Annotated in this window: 7 protein-coding genes; 2 read left to right on the top strand and 5 right to left on the bottom strand. The window is 67.9% G+C overall.

The genetic code is table 11. The annotated features are described in order from the left end of the window. Positions 1-117: 117 nt before the first annotated feature. Together ACFV1W_RS37160 and ACFV1W_RS37155 are read right to left on the bottom strand one after the other, a co-directional pair. On the bottom strand, positions 118-444 hold the full coding sequence (locus tag ACFV1W_RS37160) for a YccF domain-containing protein (RefSeq protein WP_380421705.1): 327 nt from the start codon (positions 442-444) through the stop codon (positions 118-120). Positions 445-694: 250 nt separating this feature from the next. Further along, positions 695-4264, bottom strand: coding sequence for a ricin-type beta-trefoil lectin domain protein (locus ACFV1W_RS37155; protein WP_380421704.1), 3570 nt, complete (start codon positions 4262-4264; stop codon positions 695-697). Between the two features lie 598 nt (positions 4265-4862). Between ACFV1W_RS37155 and ACFV1W_RS37150 the strand changes: the two genes are divergently transcribed. Then, positions 4863-12056 (top strand): polymorphic toxin-type HINT domain-containing protein, encoded by a 7194-nt coding sequence (locus ACFV1W_RS37150; RefSeq protein WP_380421703.1) that lies wholly within the window; start codon positions 4863-4865, stop codon positions 12054-12056. A 464-nt stretch (positions 12057-12520) separates the two neighbouring features. Then, positions 12521-12655, top strand: a complete 135-nt coding sequence (locus tag ACFV1W_RS37145; RefSeq protein WP_380421702.1) for a hypothetical protein — start codon at positions 12521-12523, stop codon at positions 12653-12655. A gap of 270 nt (positions 12656-12925) precedes the next feature. On the opposite strand, the gene ACFV1W_RS37140 is transcribed toward ACFV1W_RS37145, so the two are convergent. The 3 genes from ACFV1W_RS37140 to ACFV1W_RS37130 form a co-directional block, all read right to left on the bottom strand. Further along, complete coding sequence (locus ACFV1W_RS37140; protein ID WP_380421701.1) at positions 12926-13963, bottom strand: ISAs1 family transposase; 1038 nt, start codon at positions 13961-13963, stop codon at positions 12926-12928. A gap of 736 nt (positions 13964-14699) precedes the next feature. Beyond that, positions 14700-15104 carry a YccF domain-containing protein gene (locus tag ACFV1W_RS37135; RefSeq protein WP_380421700.1) on the bottom strand — a complete coding sequence of 135 codons (405 nt, stop codon included), beginning with the start codon at positions 15102-15104 and terminating at the stop codon, positions 14700-14702. A gap of 293 nt (positions 15105-15397) precedes the next feature. Beyond that, positions 15398-18531: type I polyketide synthase (locus tag ACFV1W_RS37130; protein ID WP_380421699.1), on the bottom strand; the 3134-nt coding region annotated here is incomplete at its 5' end.

The raw sequence follows: 18531 nt of genomic DNA, 5'->3' as shown, positions 1-18531 counted from the left end.
TGGTGGTTTGGGGGGGGGGGGCGGTCGGGACCCGCGGCATGTGACCGGCGGGCCCGCCGCGGGCACCGCGGGGGCCCCCCCCGGTGGGGGCGGGCCGCCGTCGACGTCACCAGGCGCTCAGTACCGCCCGCCGAAGTCCTGGTCGGTGGAGACGACCTCGCGGCCCAGGGGCATCAGCGAGACCGGGATCATCTTGAGGTTGGCCCAGCCGAAGGGGATCCCGGTGATCGACAGGAACAGCGGGATGCTGGTGATCAGGTGCGCGAGCGCCAGCCACCACCCGGCGAACACGAGCCAGATCACGTTCCCGACGCAGGAGGCGGCCCCGGCGTCCGGCCGCTCCACGGTGGTCCGCCCGAACGGCCACAGTATGAAGCCGGCAATCCGGAACGACGCAATGCCAAACGGGATGGTGTCCCGGCGCTCCGCATGACGCAGCTTCACCCTTGCGCTTTTGGTTGACGCTGCCGTAGGCCTGACCAGCACCAACACGGGGTGGCCGACGAGGACCATTCCTCGTCGGTCACCCGGTATTCCTCGGCCTCTTCCGGAGTGTGGCCCAGGTCGTGCCGGGGGCGGCATTGAGGCAGTTGGACCACCCCGGGTTGAATGTGTGCAGGGCGGGGCTCCGGGATATTCCGGAGCCTCGCCCTGCGAAGGTCATGTCAGTTCACGTCGTGGAACGGCCGACAGGTCACGGAGTCCGTTCGGGCTGGAGGGTCCATCGGCTGTTGTCGAAGAGGCCGGGGCAGTCCCAGATGTCGAGCCGGGTGCCCTGTTCGGTGTGCGAGTTGTTCAGCTCGATGCAGCGGCCGGTGTTGGGGTCGCCTCCGGTGATGGTGGTCTGGTTGATGATGCGGCCGTCCGGTTGAACGGACCACTTCTGGGTGGGCCTGCCGTCGCAGTTGGCGAGGGCGAGCTGGGTTCCGTTGGTGTTGGCGTTGCCGACCGTGGAGACGCAGTAAGAACCGGCCCGGATGGTGCCATCCGTGCTGAGGTTGAACCGCTGGTTCACGGTGTTCCAGCAGCTGCCGATGGCCAGCGGAGCGCCGTCCCGAGAACCTCCCCAGGCGTCCATGCACTGCCAGGTGACCAGGTTGGGGTGGAGGGAGACACTGGCGTCGGAGTAGCCGAGGAACTGCCAGTTGTCGAAGCCGTCGACCTTGTTCTTGGTGCCGGTGCTGCTCTTGCCTGGGAAGACGGTGATGGCGTTGCCGGTGTTTATGGCCCAGAGGTCGGGGGAGCCGTCGTTGTTGAGGTCGGCGGCGCCGACCAGCGGCTGGGCCGCGCTGGTCCAGTTGGCGCCGGTCAGGATCGGTGTGCCGGCGTCCGGCTTGGTGAGGGCGGAGTAGTCGACGGTGCCGTCGGCGTTCCAGCCGAGGGCGTAGGCGTAGATGTTTCCGTTGACCCGGTTGCGTGCCCAGAGCGTCGCCTGATTCTTGGCAGCTTTGGCGACGGGATTGGTCGTGGGCCCGTTGGCCGCACCCGGGTTGATGAGTTCGAGGTCGGTCCAGCTGCCTGAGGCGGTGGGGATGAGTGTTGCGCTGCCGAAGGCGTTGCCGGCGGGGTTGAAGACGTAGAGCTTGTTGTTCTCCAGGGTCATGACGGACGTCTGGGTGGTGAAGACGGTCTTCGTCGGGTCGCCTGCTTTGGGTCCGACGGCTTCGCCCTTGGGGGTGCCGAAGGCGATCGCCTGGGAGACGTTGCTCCAGTCCTGGGTGTTGTAGTCGGTGCCGCAGGGTGCGTCGGTGCCGTAGGTCGTGCAAGCGGGCCGGTCAGGCGTCAGAGGGGGGAATGTGTCGAAGTGCCCGGTGCCGTCGTTGGTCACCACGAACAGTGTGCGCTTCAGAGCGGGCACAGTGTCCTTGTTGTAGTGGACGATGAGCTGGTCGACCGGCTGGCCGACCGTGAGGGCGCCGTGGTGGCTGATCTGGAAATCCGCCCAGGTCGTGCCGTATTCGCGGTTGCCGGGCGCGGCTGAGGCCGGAGCAGCCAGGGAGTTCGTCGGGTCGGTGTTTCCGCCGATGATCCGCAGGTCGCCGTTCTTGTCGGAGAGGAGGATGTCCGGCTGCTGGTCGTTGGTGACGTCGCCGAACAGTGGCTGGGTGCCGGGCTTCCAGGGAACGTAGAAGTTGTAGATGGCCGGCTGGCTGTAGTTGCCGGCGTTGTCCATGGCCCAGGCGTAGAGGGTGTTGGTGCCCCACCGGCGCGGCTGGTAGGTGTATGGCGTGCCCGGTGCCTGTGTGCCGTCCTGGCCGCACTTCCAGCCGACGACCGGAGTCGGGTCGGTGCTCACCCGGACGCAGGCGACGCCGGAGGCCTGGAGGCCCGAACCCGGGGACGGGTCGTCGGCGTTGATGGTGAAGGTGCCCTGGTCGTTCATGTACTTGGCCGGGCTGGGGTTGGGGGTTCCCGAGGGCGGGAAGTCGGTGGAGCTGATGCTGACGCGTGGGTTGGTCTTGTCGACGCGGAAGTAGCACCACCCGGTCATGGGCGAGGTCAGGGTGTTGTCGGTGGCGCGGGCGGTCCAGCCGTACTGGTGGCCGTCCGACAGCGATCCCACGCTCACGGTCGGGCCGGGGTCGTTGTAGCTTCCGCCCCACGCTCCTGGCACCGCACTGAAGTTGGGATCGTTGTCGTCCCACATGTGGTAGCCGGTGTAGAGCGGCTGTCCGGCCGGTGACCAGCTGTTGGCGGTGAGGTAGATCTCCTGGTTGTTACCGACCCAGCCGGGGTTGTCCCACGGGTTGGCGCCGCCGCTGGTGCACGCGGCCGTGCTGTTGTTGCCCGCGAACCCCGGGGTGGGCGTGGTGCGAGCCCACCAGACGGTCGGCGTGATGTCGTAGGTGGTGGTGATGTACGGGTTGTTGGCGATCTGGTGCCGGAACGACTTATCGAACTCATTGCCCTGCGGGGCGATGGCGGCGGTCCACCACGGCCACTGGCCAGCAACCGCCTGCTTCATGATGTCGGTCACGTCGATGGCCAGCGGGCCGGTGCCGGTGATCCATTGCCCGTTGACCGACGGACAATTCTCCATGACGATGCTGCGGTTGGTGCCGCAGGGCTGGTCGTTCCAGCTGGTGTGCTCGTAGATGGGCTTGGGAGCCGAGTACACCACCAGCGGCGTGTTCGTCCCCGGGCTGGACGCGCCGGTGACCTGGGCGTTGAGGGTGGAGTTGAAGATGGTCGGCGGGCTTTCGGCGCCACTGGGCTTGGTGTAGAGCGCCGGGTTGATGCCGAACTGGAAGTAGGCGCGCTGGCGGCCCTCACCGCCGCAGTCCAGGTTCGGGTCGCTGCTGTGATAGCCGCAGTAGCCGGTAGCCAAGTTGCTCTTCTTGTTGAAGTTCTCCGCCGACTTGTAGTTCTCCTGGGCCTCCACCGAGCCCTGGACCGAGCTGGTGGCGGCGACCAGGGACGGGTCGAGATACCACGGGCCGGTCCCAGAACCAAGGGCCTGGGGATCGGGCGTCAGCTCGATCGCCCCTGCCGTGATGTTGCTGCCGATCCTGGCGACGTTCGCGCCGTCACCGGGAGCCTCAGCCGTCGACGGGGTCCCAGCCGCAGCCGGCGACGGAGGCGCGTCGGAGGACGGTGCCGCCGCGGAGAAGGACGCCAACGTGACCCCGGCCGTGGCGCCGGCGGGAGCCGCTGAGGAGTTGGAGGAGTCCCACTGGAGCGGCGCCGGCGATCGGAAGCGCAGGCTGCCCTTGTCGTCCTTGACGTTGATACTGCCGTTGGCGTCAGAGGAGACCGTCAGCCCTTGGGAGGTGATCGGGAAGCGCAGGGTCTTGAGCCCCGGGTTGGCCGCCGCTTTCGCCGTCCGTACGACGATCACGTCTCGCCAGCCACCGACTGGCAGGGCGGTGACCTGGAGGTCGACGTCGGGCAGTACGTTCGCGTACGTGGCCGTGTCGCCGTTCAGGGCCGGCTTGGGCAGTGAGAACGGGGCGCCGACGGACAACTGCTTGCCGTCGGTGGTCGCGAGGGTGGCCATGGGGCCGCTTCCGCCGCCGGACAGCGTCAGCGCCGTGCTCGCGACAGCGGGGCTGATGGTGCCGTCGGGGTTCGGGCGGAGCGTGGGATCGAGATCGGCCCAGCCGCTGTCCCGCTTCACGCGGACGGGCTGTGCATTGGCCGTGGTGGTCAGCGTGCCGTTCGGGTTGGCGACGGTCTTGGACGCCACGTCGGTCAGAGCGTCGATGACGACCGGCTTGCCGGTGGACTTCGCCTTGGCGATCGCGTCCAGCATGGCCTGCTGCATCGGCGTGTGGGCCGGGGTGGGCGTGGACGGAACCAGTGGCGCAACTCCGCCAGCTGGCCCGTGGGTGGGTGCGGCCGGGGAATCGGCCGCCACTGCTGAAGGCGCGGCGAGCAGGCCAAGGCTTACCAGGCAGCCCGCTGCGAGCGCGGTCATGCGGGTGGCGCGCTTGCGTATCGATGGTGGCGGCGGAGTGTGCGCAATTGTCCGTGGCGTGGTGGACATGCCTCTTCTGTGAATCCCTCCCGGTAGGCAGACACCGTCGTGCATCTGCGTTCGGATGGGAACGATGTGGCCTGACCTGTCGGTCAGTCAAACCCGTTACCGCCTTGCGTGGACATGTCCGTATACGCGCGAGATGCCAACGTCAAGACTTAATAAACATCTCACATGAGGCGATCGAACACTCTGGCGATGTGTCGGAGCCTTCACTTATCGTCACATCAACCATGGCATAGCCATGCCTATTTGACCTCCTATCGATAACCCACGAGGAGACGTGACGATGGCTTGGCCTGCCCGCAAACGGGCTGGGAGACCAGCAGGAGGCCGATGGCGGTCACCTGTGGTGGCGGCGATGGTCGCCTTGACAATGACCGGGATGAGCGTGCCGTCGGCAATGGCGGTGACCTTTCCCGCTCAGAAGGGGAAGGTCTGGACTCCGCCGAACACGCCGCTGGGTGACGGGACCGTCTCGGTCGAGGGGCGCGACGCCCAGCCGGCGCCTCCCCCGGCGGCCAAGGCTCCTGCCTGGACGCCCGAACCGACGGCACCATTGACGACGGGCACAGCGACGGTGACGGTCGGGGCCGACAGCGCCGAAGCCGAGGCCGCGCGCAAGGCGACCGGCGGAGCATCACCGGCCTCCGGCGGCGCAACCGGCACCAAGGCCGGAGCACTCGCCGTCCGCGTCGCACCCGGCGCCGGCAAGACAGAAAGCGCGCACACGGTCACGGTGCAGGTGACCGGGCAGGACAAGGGCAAGGCCGCCGGAGTCAACGGCCCGCTCATCGCCCTGACCGATGCTGAGGCACCCGCCAGCAGCGGTGGACGCGCGGCTAGCGTCACCCTGGACTTGAAGGCACTGCAGGCGGCCGGATGGTCCGACCGGGCCTCCCTTGTCGCTCTGCCGCCTTGTGCACTGACCACACCGGACCTGCCGGAGTGCCGTACCCAGACCCCCGTGACGGCGAAAGCCGACGGGCACGGTGAGATCACAGCGGATGTCACCCTGCCGCCCGCGGCAACCCCCCGGCAGGGGCAGACGGGTGCCGTAAAGGCCTCCTTCACCACAACAGCAGCGCCCGCCCAAACCGTGGCCACCGCCAGTACCAGCAGCAGCGCGGGATCTCTCGTGCTCTCCGCGGCGCCTTCACCCTCCGGCGCACTGGGTACCTACACCGCGTCTCCCATGTCGCCCTCGTCGGCCTGGACCTCGGGTTCCAACGCGGGCAACTTCACGTACAGTTATCCGATCCAGGTGCCGCCCGCCCTCGGCAACGCGGCACCCGCTGTGGCGCTGAGCTACAACTCCGCGGACGTGGACGGCAAGACGTCCGCCACGAACGCGCAGCCCTCATGGATCGGTGACGGCTGGGGCTACGAGCCCGGATTCATCGAGCGCTCCTACCGCGGCTGCGACAAGGCCGGCATCACCGGCTCCGCAGACCAGTGCTGGGGCGGACAGAACGCCACTCTCTCCCTCGCAGGCCACTCCGGCACGATCGTGCGCGATGACGCGACCGGGACCTGGCACCTCTCGAGCGACGACGGCACCAAGGTCGAGCAGCTCACTGGCGCCCCGAAGGCCGCGGGTGACATCGACTACCAGGGCATGGAGTACTGGCGGATCACCACGCCCGATGGCATCCAGTACTACTTCGGCCTCAACCACCTGCCGGGCGGCGACGGCAGCGACCCTGCCGCCAACTCCGTCCTGACCGCACCGGTGTACTCGCCCAACAGCGGCGACCCCTGCTACAACGCCGGCAGCGGAAACAGCTCGTGGTGCCAGATGGCCTGGCGCTGGCAGCTCGACTACGTCGTCGACCCGCACGGCAACCTGACCACCTACAAGTACGCCGCCGAAGGAAACAAGTACAAGCGCGGCAACGCCCAGAGCAACGGCAACGGCACCCTCACCGACTACCAGCGCTCCGGCTACCTCAGGGAGATCGGCTACGGCCAGCGCCTGGATGACCAGAAGGCGGCCAAGGGCGGCGCGAACCCGGCGGCCAAGGTCCTCTTCACCGTCGCCGAACGCTGCATACCGGACGCCTCCAACGACTGCTCCGAGGCCAAGCGAGCCAGCACCCCGAACGCGTGGCCGGACACACCGGTCGACCAGATCTGCACCGACAGCTCCTGCACCGTCTCCGCGCCGACGTTCTTCACCACCAAGCGCCTGACCACGATCAGCACTCAGGTCCTGGTCAACAACGCCTACCGCACCGTCGACACCTGGAACCTCAACCAGGAACTCGCCGACCCGGGCGACGGCACCAAGCGCCTCCTGCAGCTCGACTCCGTCCAGCACGTCCCGAGCAACGGGCAGGCGGAGATCAAGGATCTGCCCCCGGTGCAGTTCCAGTACAAGATGCGCGCCAACCGCATCGACGGTCTCGTCCCGGCGTCGCCGATGTTCATGCGTCCGCGCATCCAGAGCATCACGACCGAGATGGGCGGCCGGATCAACGTCATCTACGCCGACCCCGAGTGCTCCCGGGTCAACAACCACATGCCGGCCTCCGAGGACGGCAACACGATGGCCTGCATGCCCGTCAAGTGGTACCTGCCAGGCCAGTCCTCCAAGGACCCGGTCAACGACTGGTTCGACAAGCCCCTCGTCAAGACCGTCACCGAGCAGGACCTCGTCAGCACCCCTGCCATCTCCAAGACCACCGAGTACACCTACAACGGCGGGGCTGCCTGGCACCGCAACGACGCCGAGTCCACCGACCCCAAGACCCGCAGCTGGGACGACTTCCGCGGCTACCAGTCGGTGACCACCACCACCGGCAACGCCGACCCCGGCGAAGCCCCCAAGACCCAGCAGAAGGTCACCTACCTGCGCGGCATGGACGGCGACTACCTCGCCGACGGCACGACCAAGCGCAGCGTCCAGGTCTCAAGCCCCCTCGGCGGCACCGTCACTGACAGCAACCAGCTGAACGGCCGCGTCGTCGCCACCGAGACCTTCGACAAGGCCGGCGGCACGGTCACGACGACATCCGGCAGTACCTACAACGGGCAGCAGAAGTCCGCGACCCACGCCCAGAGCGCCGGTGCGCCGCAGATCTTCGCCTGGTACGCGGACTCCGAAACCACCGCGATCACCAAGGCCAAGCTCGCCGACGGAACATGGCGGACGACCACGGGAGTAACGACCACCGAACCGGCCAACGGCAACCGCGTCATCAAGGTCGACGACAAGGGCGACGGCACCGCCGCCACCCCCGAGATCTGCACCACGACCGGCTACGCGGCCAGCGACAACCCGCAGCTGCTCACGCTCGTCTCGCAGGAGACCTCCTTCCAGGGGGCATGCTCTGGCACAGCCACATCCACCAGCACGCTCTCCGCAGGCCGGACGATCTACGACGGCAAGCCCTTCGGCAAGGCGGGCGCGACCGGCGAGCCGACCGGCTCCCAGACACTTGATCACTTCGACCAGTCCGGCAATCCCGCCTACGTGCAGATCGGCAGCGCGACCTTCGACGCCTACGGGCGAAGCCTGACGACGTCGACCACCGACGGCTCCACGTATGACGCCGCCGGAAATCAGATCAGCGGCCCGTCGGTCACGCCCGCAGTGACCAAGATCGCTTTCACGCCTGCCTCCGGTGCGCTCCCGACCCAGGTGCAGACCACTGGGCCCATGGGAGCCGGCTGGACCACGACGACCACGCAGGACCCGGCCCGCGGGTCCGTGCTGACCAGCACCGACGTCAACGGCCGTGTCACCACCTCCCAGTACGACGCCCTCGGCCGCCTCACCGCCGTGTGGGCACCGGGACGCCCGACCACGGACCTGGCGAGCAAGAAGTTCACCTACTCCCTCAGGGGCACCGCTGGACCGTCCACTGTCAAGACCGAATCCCTCAACGACGGTGCCAGCACCTACTCGGCGAACATCGACCTCTACGACGGCCTGGGCCGCCCCCGGCAGAGCCAGCGCACCAGCGACGCCCGACCCAACGGGCGACTGATCACCGACACCGTCTACGACACACACGGCTGGGTCATCAAGACCTCCGCCCCCTACTACGAGAAGAGCTCGTTCCCGACAAACTCGATCTTCATGCCTGTAGCCGACGGGCAGGTTCCGGGCCAGACCTGGAACACCTATGACGGCAACGGCCGTGTCGTGCGGTCGGAGTTCCGCTCGAACGGCAACCTCCAGTGGGCCACCACTACCGCCTACCCCGGTGCCGACCGCACCGATGTGACCCCACCCAATGGCGCAACGCCCACCTCGACCGTGACCGACGCCCGAGGCCGGACAACGGCCCGCTGGCAGTACCGCACGCCGACCGCTACAGGCAACAGCGCCGACGCGGACGTCACCACGTACGCGTACACGCCCGCCGGTCAGACCGCCGGCCGCACCGACAGCAGCGGCAACACCTGGAACTACACCTACGACCTGCGCGGTCGGCAGGTCTCCGTGTCCGACCCGGACACTGGTACGGCTCAGACCTTCTACGACGTCAACTCGCGCATCGACCACACGACCGACGCCAAGGGCAGCACCCTCGCCTACACGTACGACCTGCTCGGCCGAAAGACCGGCACGTACAACGGAAGCGTCGCACTCGCGAACCAACTGGCGTCCTGGACCTACGACACCCTCGTCAAGGGCCAACCCACATCCTCCACCCGATACGTCGGCGGCGCGAACGGCGCGGCCTACACCAAGGCCGTCACCGGCTACGACACCGCGTACCGCCCCCTCGGCACCTCCGTCACGATTCCCTCCAAGGAAGGCGCCCTCGCCGGCACCTACACCACAACCAACTCCTACAGCTCGGTCCTCGGCGCTCTGACGAAGACCAACATCCCCGCCGCTGGCGGGCTTCCAGCCGAGTCGGTCACCTACGCCAACAGCAACACGGGACTCCTGTTCTCTGCTGCCAGCCTTGACCAGACCGTGGTCATGCAGGTCGACTACGACGCGCTCGCCCGCCCCATCCGCACGACGGCCGGTGACTACGGCACGCAGGTCGTCTCGACTCAGCAGTACGACTGGGCCACAGGACGAGTCATCAACTCCTTCATCGACCGTCAGGTCGGAGCCACTGCAGTCGACCAGACCTCGTACACCTACACCCCGTCCGGCCGCATAACCTCTGTCACCAACATCCAGAACGCCTCGGCAACCGACACCCAGTGCTTCACCTATGACCACCTCAACCGGCTGACAGGCGCCTGGACCGACACCGGCGGCGTGACCACGGTCGCCGACTGGACCGACTCCTCCGGCACCGTCCACGGAACCGGCAGCTCAGCCAACGTGCCCGGCATCGGCGGCTGCACCAACAAGGACGCCCCGGCAACCGTCAACCCCGGCGGCCGCACCGTCGGCGGCCCCGCACCCTACTGGAACACCTACACCTACGACGCGACCGGCAACCGCACCGGCCTCGTCCAGCACGACATCACCGGAAACAGCCTCAACGACACCACCACCACCCAGACCTTCGGAGCCGCCAAGACCACCAACACCCCCACCGCCGCCTCCAACAGCGGCGGAGGCACCGGCGGACCCCACGCCCTGCTCACCTCCACCACCACCGGCCCGGCCGGCACCAAGGCCGTCACCTACCAGTACGACGCCAAGGGCCGCACCACCGCCATTACCGACACCGGCGGCACCACCACCCTGACCTGGAACGGCGAAGACAGACTCGACTCCCTCACCAAGACTGGCCAGACCGGCGCCACCACCACCTACCTCTACGACGCGGACGGCAACCAGCTCATCCGCCGCAACCCCGGCAAGACCACGCTCAACCTGCCCACCGACGAGCTCACCCTCGACACCTCGGTTCCTAACGGATCGCTGAGCAACGTCCGCTCCATCGCCGCCCCCGGCGGCCTGACCTTCACCCGCGTCACCGCGCCCATCGGCGGCGGCACCGTCCTGATCCAGGCCGCCGACCCGCACGGCACCAACGGCGTCCAGATCAACACCGACCCCAACCAAACCGTCACCCGCCGCCCCATCGACCCCTTCGGCAACCCCCGCGGCACCCAGCCCACGCCTGGCCAGTGGGCCGGCACCAAGGGCTACGTCGGCGGCAGCAAGGACGACACCACCGGCCTCACCAACCTCGGCGCCCGCCAATATGACCCAGCCCGCGGACGCTTCATCAGCCCCGACCCCATCCTCGACCAAGCCGACCCCCAGCAATGGAACGGCTACGCCTACAGCAACAACAACCCCGTCAACCTCAGCGACCCCAGCGGGCTACGCCCCGACGGCGTCTGCGGCGGCTTCGGCACCTGCGCCGACGACAAGGGCAACGTCACCACCGAGACGTTCAAACTCGAACGCGACGGATCCTGGACCGAGGGCTACTGGAACTGGTACAGCGGCAACAAGGACCATCCCAACTACGTTTCCAACCACATCTTCATCATCTATCGCGGTGGCACAGTCAAGGACAGCGTCCACGAGCTCTTTGACACGGTCCAATACATCCCCGGGGTGAGCGTCGTCGGCGCCGTCGGGTCCGGCGTCATGGACGCCTACGACGGCAACTACCTGAGTGCCGCCCAGAACCTCGCCGGCGTCATCCCCGGCGAGCGCATAGCCGCGAAGGGCACACAGCTCGCCGAAAAGGCCGCAAAGGCCACCAAAGAAGCAGAAAAGGTCGAACAAGAAGCGAGCGCCGCATCCAACGCGGCGTGCGATATCACCAGTCTTCTGGCAGGCGCCGCACACAGCTTTCCTCCAGGCACTCGCGTCCTCCTGGCGGACGGCACCTCTCAAGCCATCGAGACCCTTCAGGCTGGCGACCAGGTCCAGGCGACTGACCCGACAACCGGGAAGACCGAGCCCAAACCCGTCACCCACACGATCCGCACACCGGACGACGAGCACTTCACCGACCTGACCCTGCAGGCCACCGCCTCCACCAGCGACTCCAGGAAGGCGGAGAACCTCACCAGCACCCAGCACCACCCCTTCTGGGACCAAACCACCCAGCGCTGGACCAACGCCTCGGAACTCCACACCGGAGATGAACTCCGCACCGCAGACGGCCGAACCCTCACCGTCCTGACCGTGCGGAACTACGACACCAACCCTCAGACCGCATACGACCTCACCGTCGCCGACCTCCACACGTACTATGTGCTCGCGGGGACCACGCCGGTCCTCGTGCACAACACCTCGGGCGATCAATGCCCCGGGGCGGATCAGAGTGCAGGTGCGGTTAGTCGAGATGAGCAACTTGAGACGGTGCTTTACGGGCCGTTCACTCGCCTCTCTAATGGAAGCAGCACGCAGACCACGGAAACTCTTGACCTGGTTGAAGCCTCGGGGGAGCTTTGGGGCAATCCATCCCGTATCTTCTGGCCAGAGGAGGGGGTAGTGCAGGCGCACGCCAAGCCATTGCCGGCCAATGCGGACCCCGGAAGCTTTGAATTCTATACGACAGTCAAGCCTCTCGATTCAAGAAAGTCACTTCCGGGGCAGGCTTGGTGGCCCGCCAGCCTAAAGGGAGTGATATCGGCAAATGGGGGAGACTTGGCCAAGATTCCTATCGTAATATCGCGTACCGTGAGGTGAGTCTTGATTCCATTGCCATTGAGCTTTTGGGCTCCGTCTCGACCACCAGTGATATGTGCACAGATTAATCTTGAAAGAAGTCAAATTGAATCCCTGGGAGGGATTATTCACTCTCCGGGCGGCGAGGATCAGGAGGCTGAAATATGTGTCATGAGACTTCAGTCCGGGGTTATTGTCGCACTAGTGCGGATCTGTGGAAGCTCGGTTCCTGGCTATGCGCTGATGTCCATGTCGGAACAATCGACTGAGGACTCGCTCCGGGACTTCATGAATGAGTCAGGGATAGGTCCTGAGCTTATTTCTTGGATTCCGGAAGATTCATAAAATCTACGTCAACGAGTGGCCCCGTTGGAGCAATGTTCCGACGGGGCCACTGTAGTACTTTGCCGCCGCCAGCTGTCTGGCTAATTGTGCCGCTACGGCGGAGCCGGTGGCGCCGAGCAACCCGTACAACTGAGCGGCGCGTGACAGCGTTCGAAGGGCACAGCGGCCCATGGACCGTCGCCGAGGTCCTCGCCCTGCCCGAGGCCAGCCACCATCGCATCGAGTTGGTCGGCAGAGCGCTGTTGGCGAGTCCCAACCCCGATGTCCCGCACTAGCGCGCCCGATCCGCACTCGCGGCCCGGCTCGCCACGGCGGTGGCGGCCCACACTGCGCCGCTCGAAGTGCTGGCCGCGAGCTACCTGGTGGTTCGGACGGACTGCTGATCCCCGACCTGGTTTGATCAAGCTCTGAGCGTTTATGCAGGCGTTCGGCTGGGGCTTCCCAGCCGAGCGTTTTGCGTGGGCGATGGTTGAGGTCGGCGACGAAGCCATCGAGACAGGCCCAGAAGCCAGGGCGGCGTCGTTCAGGCAATCTGTCCGGTTTGATCACATGATGCCGAGGGTGGAGAGCGGGCGGCAGGGGGCGCGGGCATGGTGACGGAGCCCGGCGGCGATGCTGTCGTGGCCGGCGTGCCGGAGTGCGCCGATGGCGAGGTTGCGCAGGATGGCCATGGTCCGGGGTGCGGTGCCGGTGCGCACGCGGGAGGCGTCCTCGGCGTAGGTGGTGTCGCGCACGTGGTGGATTTTGTCCTCGATGCCCCAGTGGCCGCGCACCCATGAGGCGAGCTCGGCTGGTTCGGCCTGGTGGGGGTGCAGGCTGGTGACGCCGTAGACGCGTTCGAGGGTGACGTTGCCGGTGGTGACGGTGCGGCGGCGACGTACGACCTGGACGGCCTGGGCGGTATGGGGGAAGTTGAGGTCGCGCGCGACGGAGCAGGTCTTGATCCGGCGGATCTCGTCGCGGCCGTGCGCGGTGGCACGGGTCCTGTTCTGCGGTGGAACCCCCCGCCACGGCAGCCGCTTCAGCGCCTGCTGCAGGGTGGGGTGGTGGTTGCCCTTGATCACAGCGATGTAGTGGGCCTGCTGTCCTCTACGAGGAAGCGGGCGTGCTCGGTCTGCGAGTGCAGCGCGTCGAAGGTGACCACGGTGTCGGCGAGGTCGAGCGGCGCGAGCTGGGTTTGAAACGGTTATCTCGTTGGTCTTCGAGTGGACCTCGCGCTGGGCGATGACCTGGCCGCCTCCGGTCATGGCGGCGAGGGGGTGGACTTGGGTGCCGTGTCCGCGGCGGGCGCCGCGGACGGTCTTGCCGTCAATGGCCAGCGTGCAAAGGGGGCGCTGGCCCGGGGCCCGGCCGGATGGTGCCGGTCCGTGCTCGCGATCGGCGAGCCAGCCGCCGACCGCGGCTTCGTATCGGCACCCGCAGGACAGGTGAGGCCTTGAGGATTCTCCCCTTGCCGTTGCGTCGAGTAATTGGTCAAACTGGCCATCACGGAGGGTGTGCCGAAATAGGCTGCATCGCTCAGGCGATGGAGGCTGGCGACCTGGTACGCGGAAGCAGTAGCCTAGCGATGCTCCGCAAGCCATTTGATCACGCCCGGTACGGGGAATTGCTCCCCGCTTGCCCGCAATGTCAGGCCGTAATGTCGAGGCTCCAGATAACCGACCTATTCCAAGGGTGATGTGATGGGAAGGCCACTCAAGCGACTCCCTGCTGTTCGATGGGGTGAGCTCTCTGACGCTACCGGCTCGGCAGTTGAGCTTCCGGCGCTGCTTTCAAAGTTGGCATGGGCCAGCGCGGGCGATGCTCGTGATGCCCTCGAGGAACTGGCGGATCGGGTGTGTGCGTTGGGATTTGTTCTCACGGAGGCCACGGCTAGCGTAATTCCATTCCTCATGGAATTGGCGGAAATTCCCGAAGTGAATTGCCGGGTTGAGATCCTGGAGTTGGTTGCTGCTGTAAATTCCACTCGACAATGGGCTGGTGCTGCGGCTGCTGCCGGGCCGCAGTATCGTTCATCCCATGATGAAAAGATCTCCTGGGAGGAGAATTCGAGGGTGGCAGTGGAGGCGTCGAGGGGAGTCGTCGAATCGCTTACACGGGACTCCGACGCTACTGCGGCTGCGGTTGCACGCCAGCTGCTCGACAACTTGGCGGACCATCCGGGTCGGATTTAGGATCGCCGTCTGCTGTCCTGCTCGCTTGGCGCATCTGGCCAATGCAGAAAGTATCAGTCAAGATACCTCCGTGAGCTTGACCAGCACGAACGCGGATGGCCGACGAGGGCTAAGTTCCTCGTCGGCCATTCGCGTTGGTGGTGGCTCAGTACCGTGCGCCCCAGGCCTGGTCGGTGGACACCACCTCGCGGCCCAGCGGCATCAGCGAGACCGGGATCATCTTGAGGTTGGCCCAGCCGAAGGGGATGCCGATGATCGACAGGAACAGCGGGATGCTGGTGAGCAGGTGCCCGAGTGCCAGCCACCACCCGGCGAAGACGAACCAGATCACGTTCCCGACGCAGGACGCCGCCCCGGCGTCGCGGCGCTCGACGGTGGTCCGCCCGAACGGCCACAGTATGAAGCCGGCGATCCTAAATGAGGCAACGCCAAATGGAATGGTGATGACGAGTAGACAGCAGATAATTCCGGCAAGTACGTAGGCAAGAGCCATCCAAATGCCACAGAAAATCAACCAGATGACATTGAGGATGAACTTTATTGCACTCATGCTTGTTACCTTCTCACGGCTGATGGCGGTGCGCTACGACCGTGCCATGCCCGCTGGCGAGCGCGTCTACCCGCCGAGCCGGTGAGGTGGAGGAGGAACCAGGGTCGGGGCGCACCGACAGACGGTCGCGCTTGGTCGAACCGGCCACCGGACACCGGCCGATGTTCTCCCGGCCGGCCGAACCGGCCCGGATCCCGATGGACACCGCCGGGGAGTGACGGACGTCATCAGCGTTCCGGGGACGCCGTGCGGCCCCGGCCTGGGGGCCAGGGCTGCACGGCGGTGGAGCGCGGTCAGCCGAGGCCGGCGAACGCCATCCGGATCAGTTCGTCGGTGTCGGCCTCCTGGATCGAGGCGCTGCGGTCCTCCGGGGCCGGCGCAGGCTCCGCCGTCCGGCCGAGGCGCAGCAACGGTTCGATCAGCCCGGACGCCCGTAGGACGTCCAGCGGGATGGCGGCCAGGGCCTGGCGGATCGTCGCCTCGTCGGCGGTCTCGGCACCGTCGTCCGCGCCGCCGCCGTCACCGAGGCCGAGGCGGGAGTCCAGCTCGTGGGCCATGGCGACGGGCGTGGGGTAGTCGAAGACGAAGGTGCTCGGCAGCCGGAGGCCGGTGAGGCGGCCCAGGCTGTTGCGCAGCTCGACGGCCATCAGGGAGTCGAAGCCGAGGTCCATCAGGCCGCGGTCCGGGCCGATCGCGCGCGGGCTGTCGTGGCCGAGGATCTCGGCGATCCTGGTACGCGCGAGGTCCAGCAGGGCGTCGAGCCGTTCGGCGGCGCCGAGCACCGCCAACCGCTCGCGCAGCACGGGCTCGTCGGCCGTCCGGGCGGACCCGGTGACCGCGTGGGCCGCCGGGCGGACCAGCGAGCGGAAGAGCGGCGGCACCGTCTCGGCGCTGCGCAGTGCCGCCGTGTCGACCCTGGCGGGCACGAGCACCGGCCGATCCGTGCGGAGCGCCCGGTCGAACAGGGCGAGCGCGTACCCGGCGGACATCGGCGCGATGCCCGAGCGGCGCAGTCGGGCCTGGTCCTGGGTGTCCAGGGTGCCCGCCATGCCGCCCGGTTGGGCCCAGAGGCCCCAGGCGAGGGAGTGGGCGGGGAGGCCGTGGGTGTGGCGGTGGGTGGCGAGGGCGTCGAGGTAGGCGTTGGCGGCGGCGTAGTTGGCCTGTCCGGGGCTGCCGATGGTGGCGGCGATGGAGGAGTAGAGGACGAAGGCGCGGAGGTCGAGGTGTTCGGTGGCCTGGTGGAGGTGCCAGGCGGCGTCGATCTTGGGTCGGAGGACGGTGGTGAGGCGTTCGGGGGTGAGGGTGGCGAGGGTGGCGTCGTCGAGGATGCCGGCGGTGTGGATGACGGCGGTGAGGGGGTGTTGGGTGGGGATGCCGGCGAGCAGGGTGTCCACGGCTTGGCGGTCGGTGGTGTCGCAGGCGGCGATGGTGACGGTGGCGCCCCGTTCCCGGAGTTCGGCGGTGAGTTGGGTTGCTCCCGGGGCGTCGGGGCCGCGTCGGCTGGTGAGCACCAGGTGTCGCACACCGTGGGTGGTGGCGAGGTGTTTGGCGAGGAGGGTGCCGAGGGTGCCGGTGCCGCCGGTGATCAGGACGGTTCCGTCCGGATCCAGCGGGCTCGGCTCGGCCGTGGCCCCGGACGCGCCGAAGGCGGCCAGGCGTGGAGCCAGGAGCTGCCCGGCACGCAGGGCGAACTGCTCCTCCTCGACGGCGAGTGCGGTCGGCAGGGCCAGCCAGGAGGCGTCGCTGCCGTCGTGGTCGACCAGCACGAACCGGCCGGGGTGTTCCGAGAGCGCCGCACGGACCAGGCCCCAGGCGGGCGAACCCGCCGGTGCCGGGACGTCGTCGCCCGGGCGTGCCGCCACGGCGCCGCGCGTCACCACCACCAGTCGGCTGCCGGCGAGCCGGTCGTCGGCGACGAAGTCCTGAACGGCGGTGAGAACGGCCTTCGCGGTGCGGTGGGCGGCCGCCACCGGGTCGGGCCCGTGGTCGGTGTCGGCCTCGGTGGGCAGGACGAGGAGCACGTCGGTCGGCGGAGCGTCGGCCGTCTTCCCGGCGAGGGTCTCAAGGTCCGGGTGGACGTCGAGGGACAGACCTGAGGGCACCTGCGGAAGGGTGCCGATCGCGGCGAGGCGGACCGGCTCCGAGGCCGACCGGGCCACGGTGACCCAGTCGAGTCCGTACAGCGGGACGGCGGCGCCGGCGCGGTGGAACGCCGCCGGGTCGACCGGGCGTACGGTCAGGGACTCCACGGAGGCCACCAGCGCGCCGGTCACCGGCTCGGTGAGGGTGAGGGCGAGGCCGTCCGCACCGAGGCGGGACATCCGCACCCGCAGTGCGGTCCCCGCGGCACTCCGGAGGCTGACGCCCTGCCAGGCGAAGGGCAGCCGGAGGCCGTCGTCGGCGCCGGACCAGACCAGCAGCGGGTGCAGGGCGGCGTCGAGCAGCGCCGGGTGGAGGGCGAACCCGTCCGTCGCGGTGTCCTCGGGGAGGGCGACCTCGGCGTAGAGGTCCGTCCCGTGCCGCCAGACGGCCCGCAGACCGTGGAAGAGCGGGCCGTAGTCGACGCCGGCCGCGGCGACCTGCGCGTACAGGGGCTCGACCGGCACCGGCTCGGCGCCCGCAGGCGGCCAGACCTGCGGCCGGGGCGCAGCGGCGGACGGCGCGCTCACGGCGAGCCGGCCGGAGGCGTTGCCGACCCACTCCTGGGCTGCCTCGTGGTCGGTCGGGTTCGGGCGGGAGCGGAAGCCGATGGGGCGGGCCCCCGACTCGTCCGCCGGGCCGACGAGCACCTGGAACTCGACCTCGCCCCGCTCGGGAAGCACCAACGGGTGCTCCAGGGCGAGGTCGTCCAGCCGGCCGAGGCCGAGCCGATCACCGAGCTTCAGCGCGATGTCGGCGAACGCGGCGCCCGGCAGCACCGGAACGCCCAGGACGGCGTGCCCGTCCAGCCACGTGTGGCGCTGAAGGGCGAGGGCACTGGTGAACAGGTGACCGCCGTCCGGGAGTTCGATGGCGATGTCGAGCAGCGGGTGGCCGCCCGAGGCGGGACCGGCGGAGCGGGAGGCCGTGCTGGGGGTGGGGTGGAGCCAGTAGCGCTCGCGTTGGAAGGGGTAGGTGGGCAGGTCGGCGGGGTTGGTGGCGGTTCCGTCGAGGTGGGGCCAGGTGACGGGGTGGCCGTGGGTGTGGAGGGTGGCGAGGGCTGCTGTGGTGGTGCGGGTTTCGGGGTGGCCCTGGCGGAGGGTGTTGATGGCGAGGGTGTCGTGGAGGGTGGTTTGGGTGAGGGTGGTGAGGACGGGGTCGGGGCCGAGTTCGACGAAGGTGGTGACGCCGTGGTCGGCGAGGGTGTGGATGGCGGTGGTGAAGCGGACGGTGTGGCGGATGTGTTGGGTCCAGTAGTCGGGGGAGGTGAGGTGGTCGGCGAGTTGTC

Source organism: Kitasatospora sp. NPDC059648 (genome assembly GCF_042734825.1).
In the GTDB taxonomy this organism is placed as follows: Bacteria; Actinomycetota; Actinomycetes; order Streptomycetales; family Streptomycetaceae; genus Kitasatospora.
The sequence above is the reverse complement of the archived record's forward strand: the minus strand, read 5'-3'. Positions and strand labels throughout refer to the sequence as shown.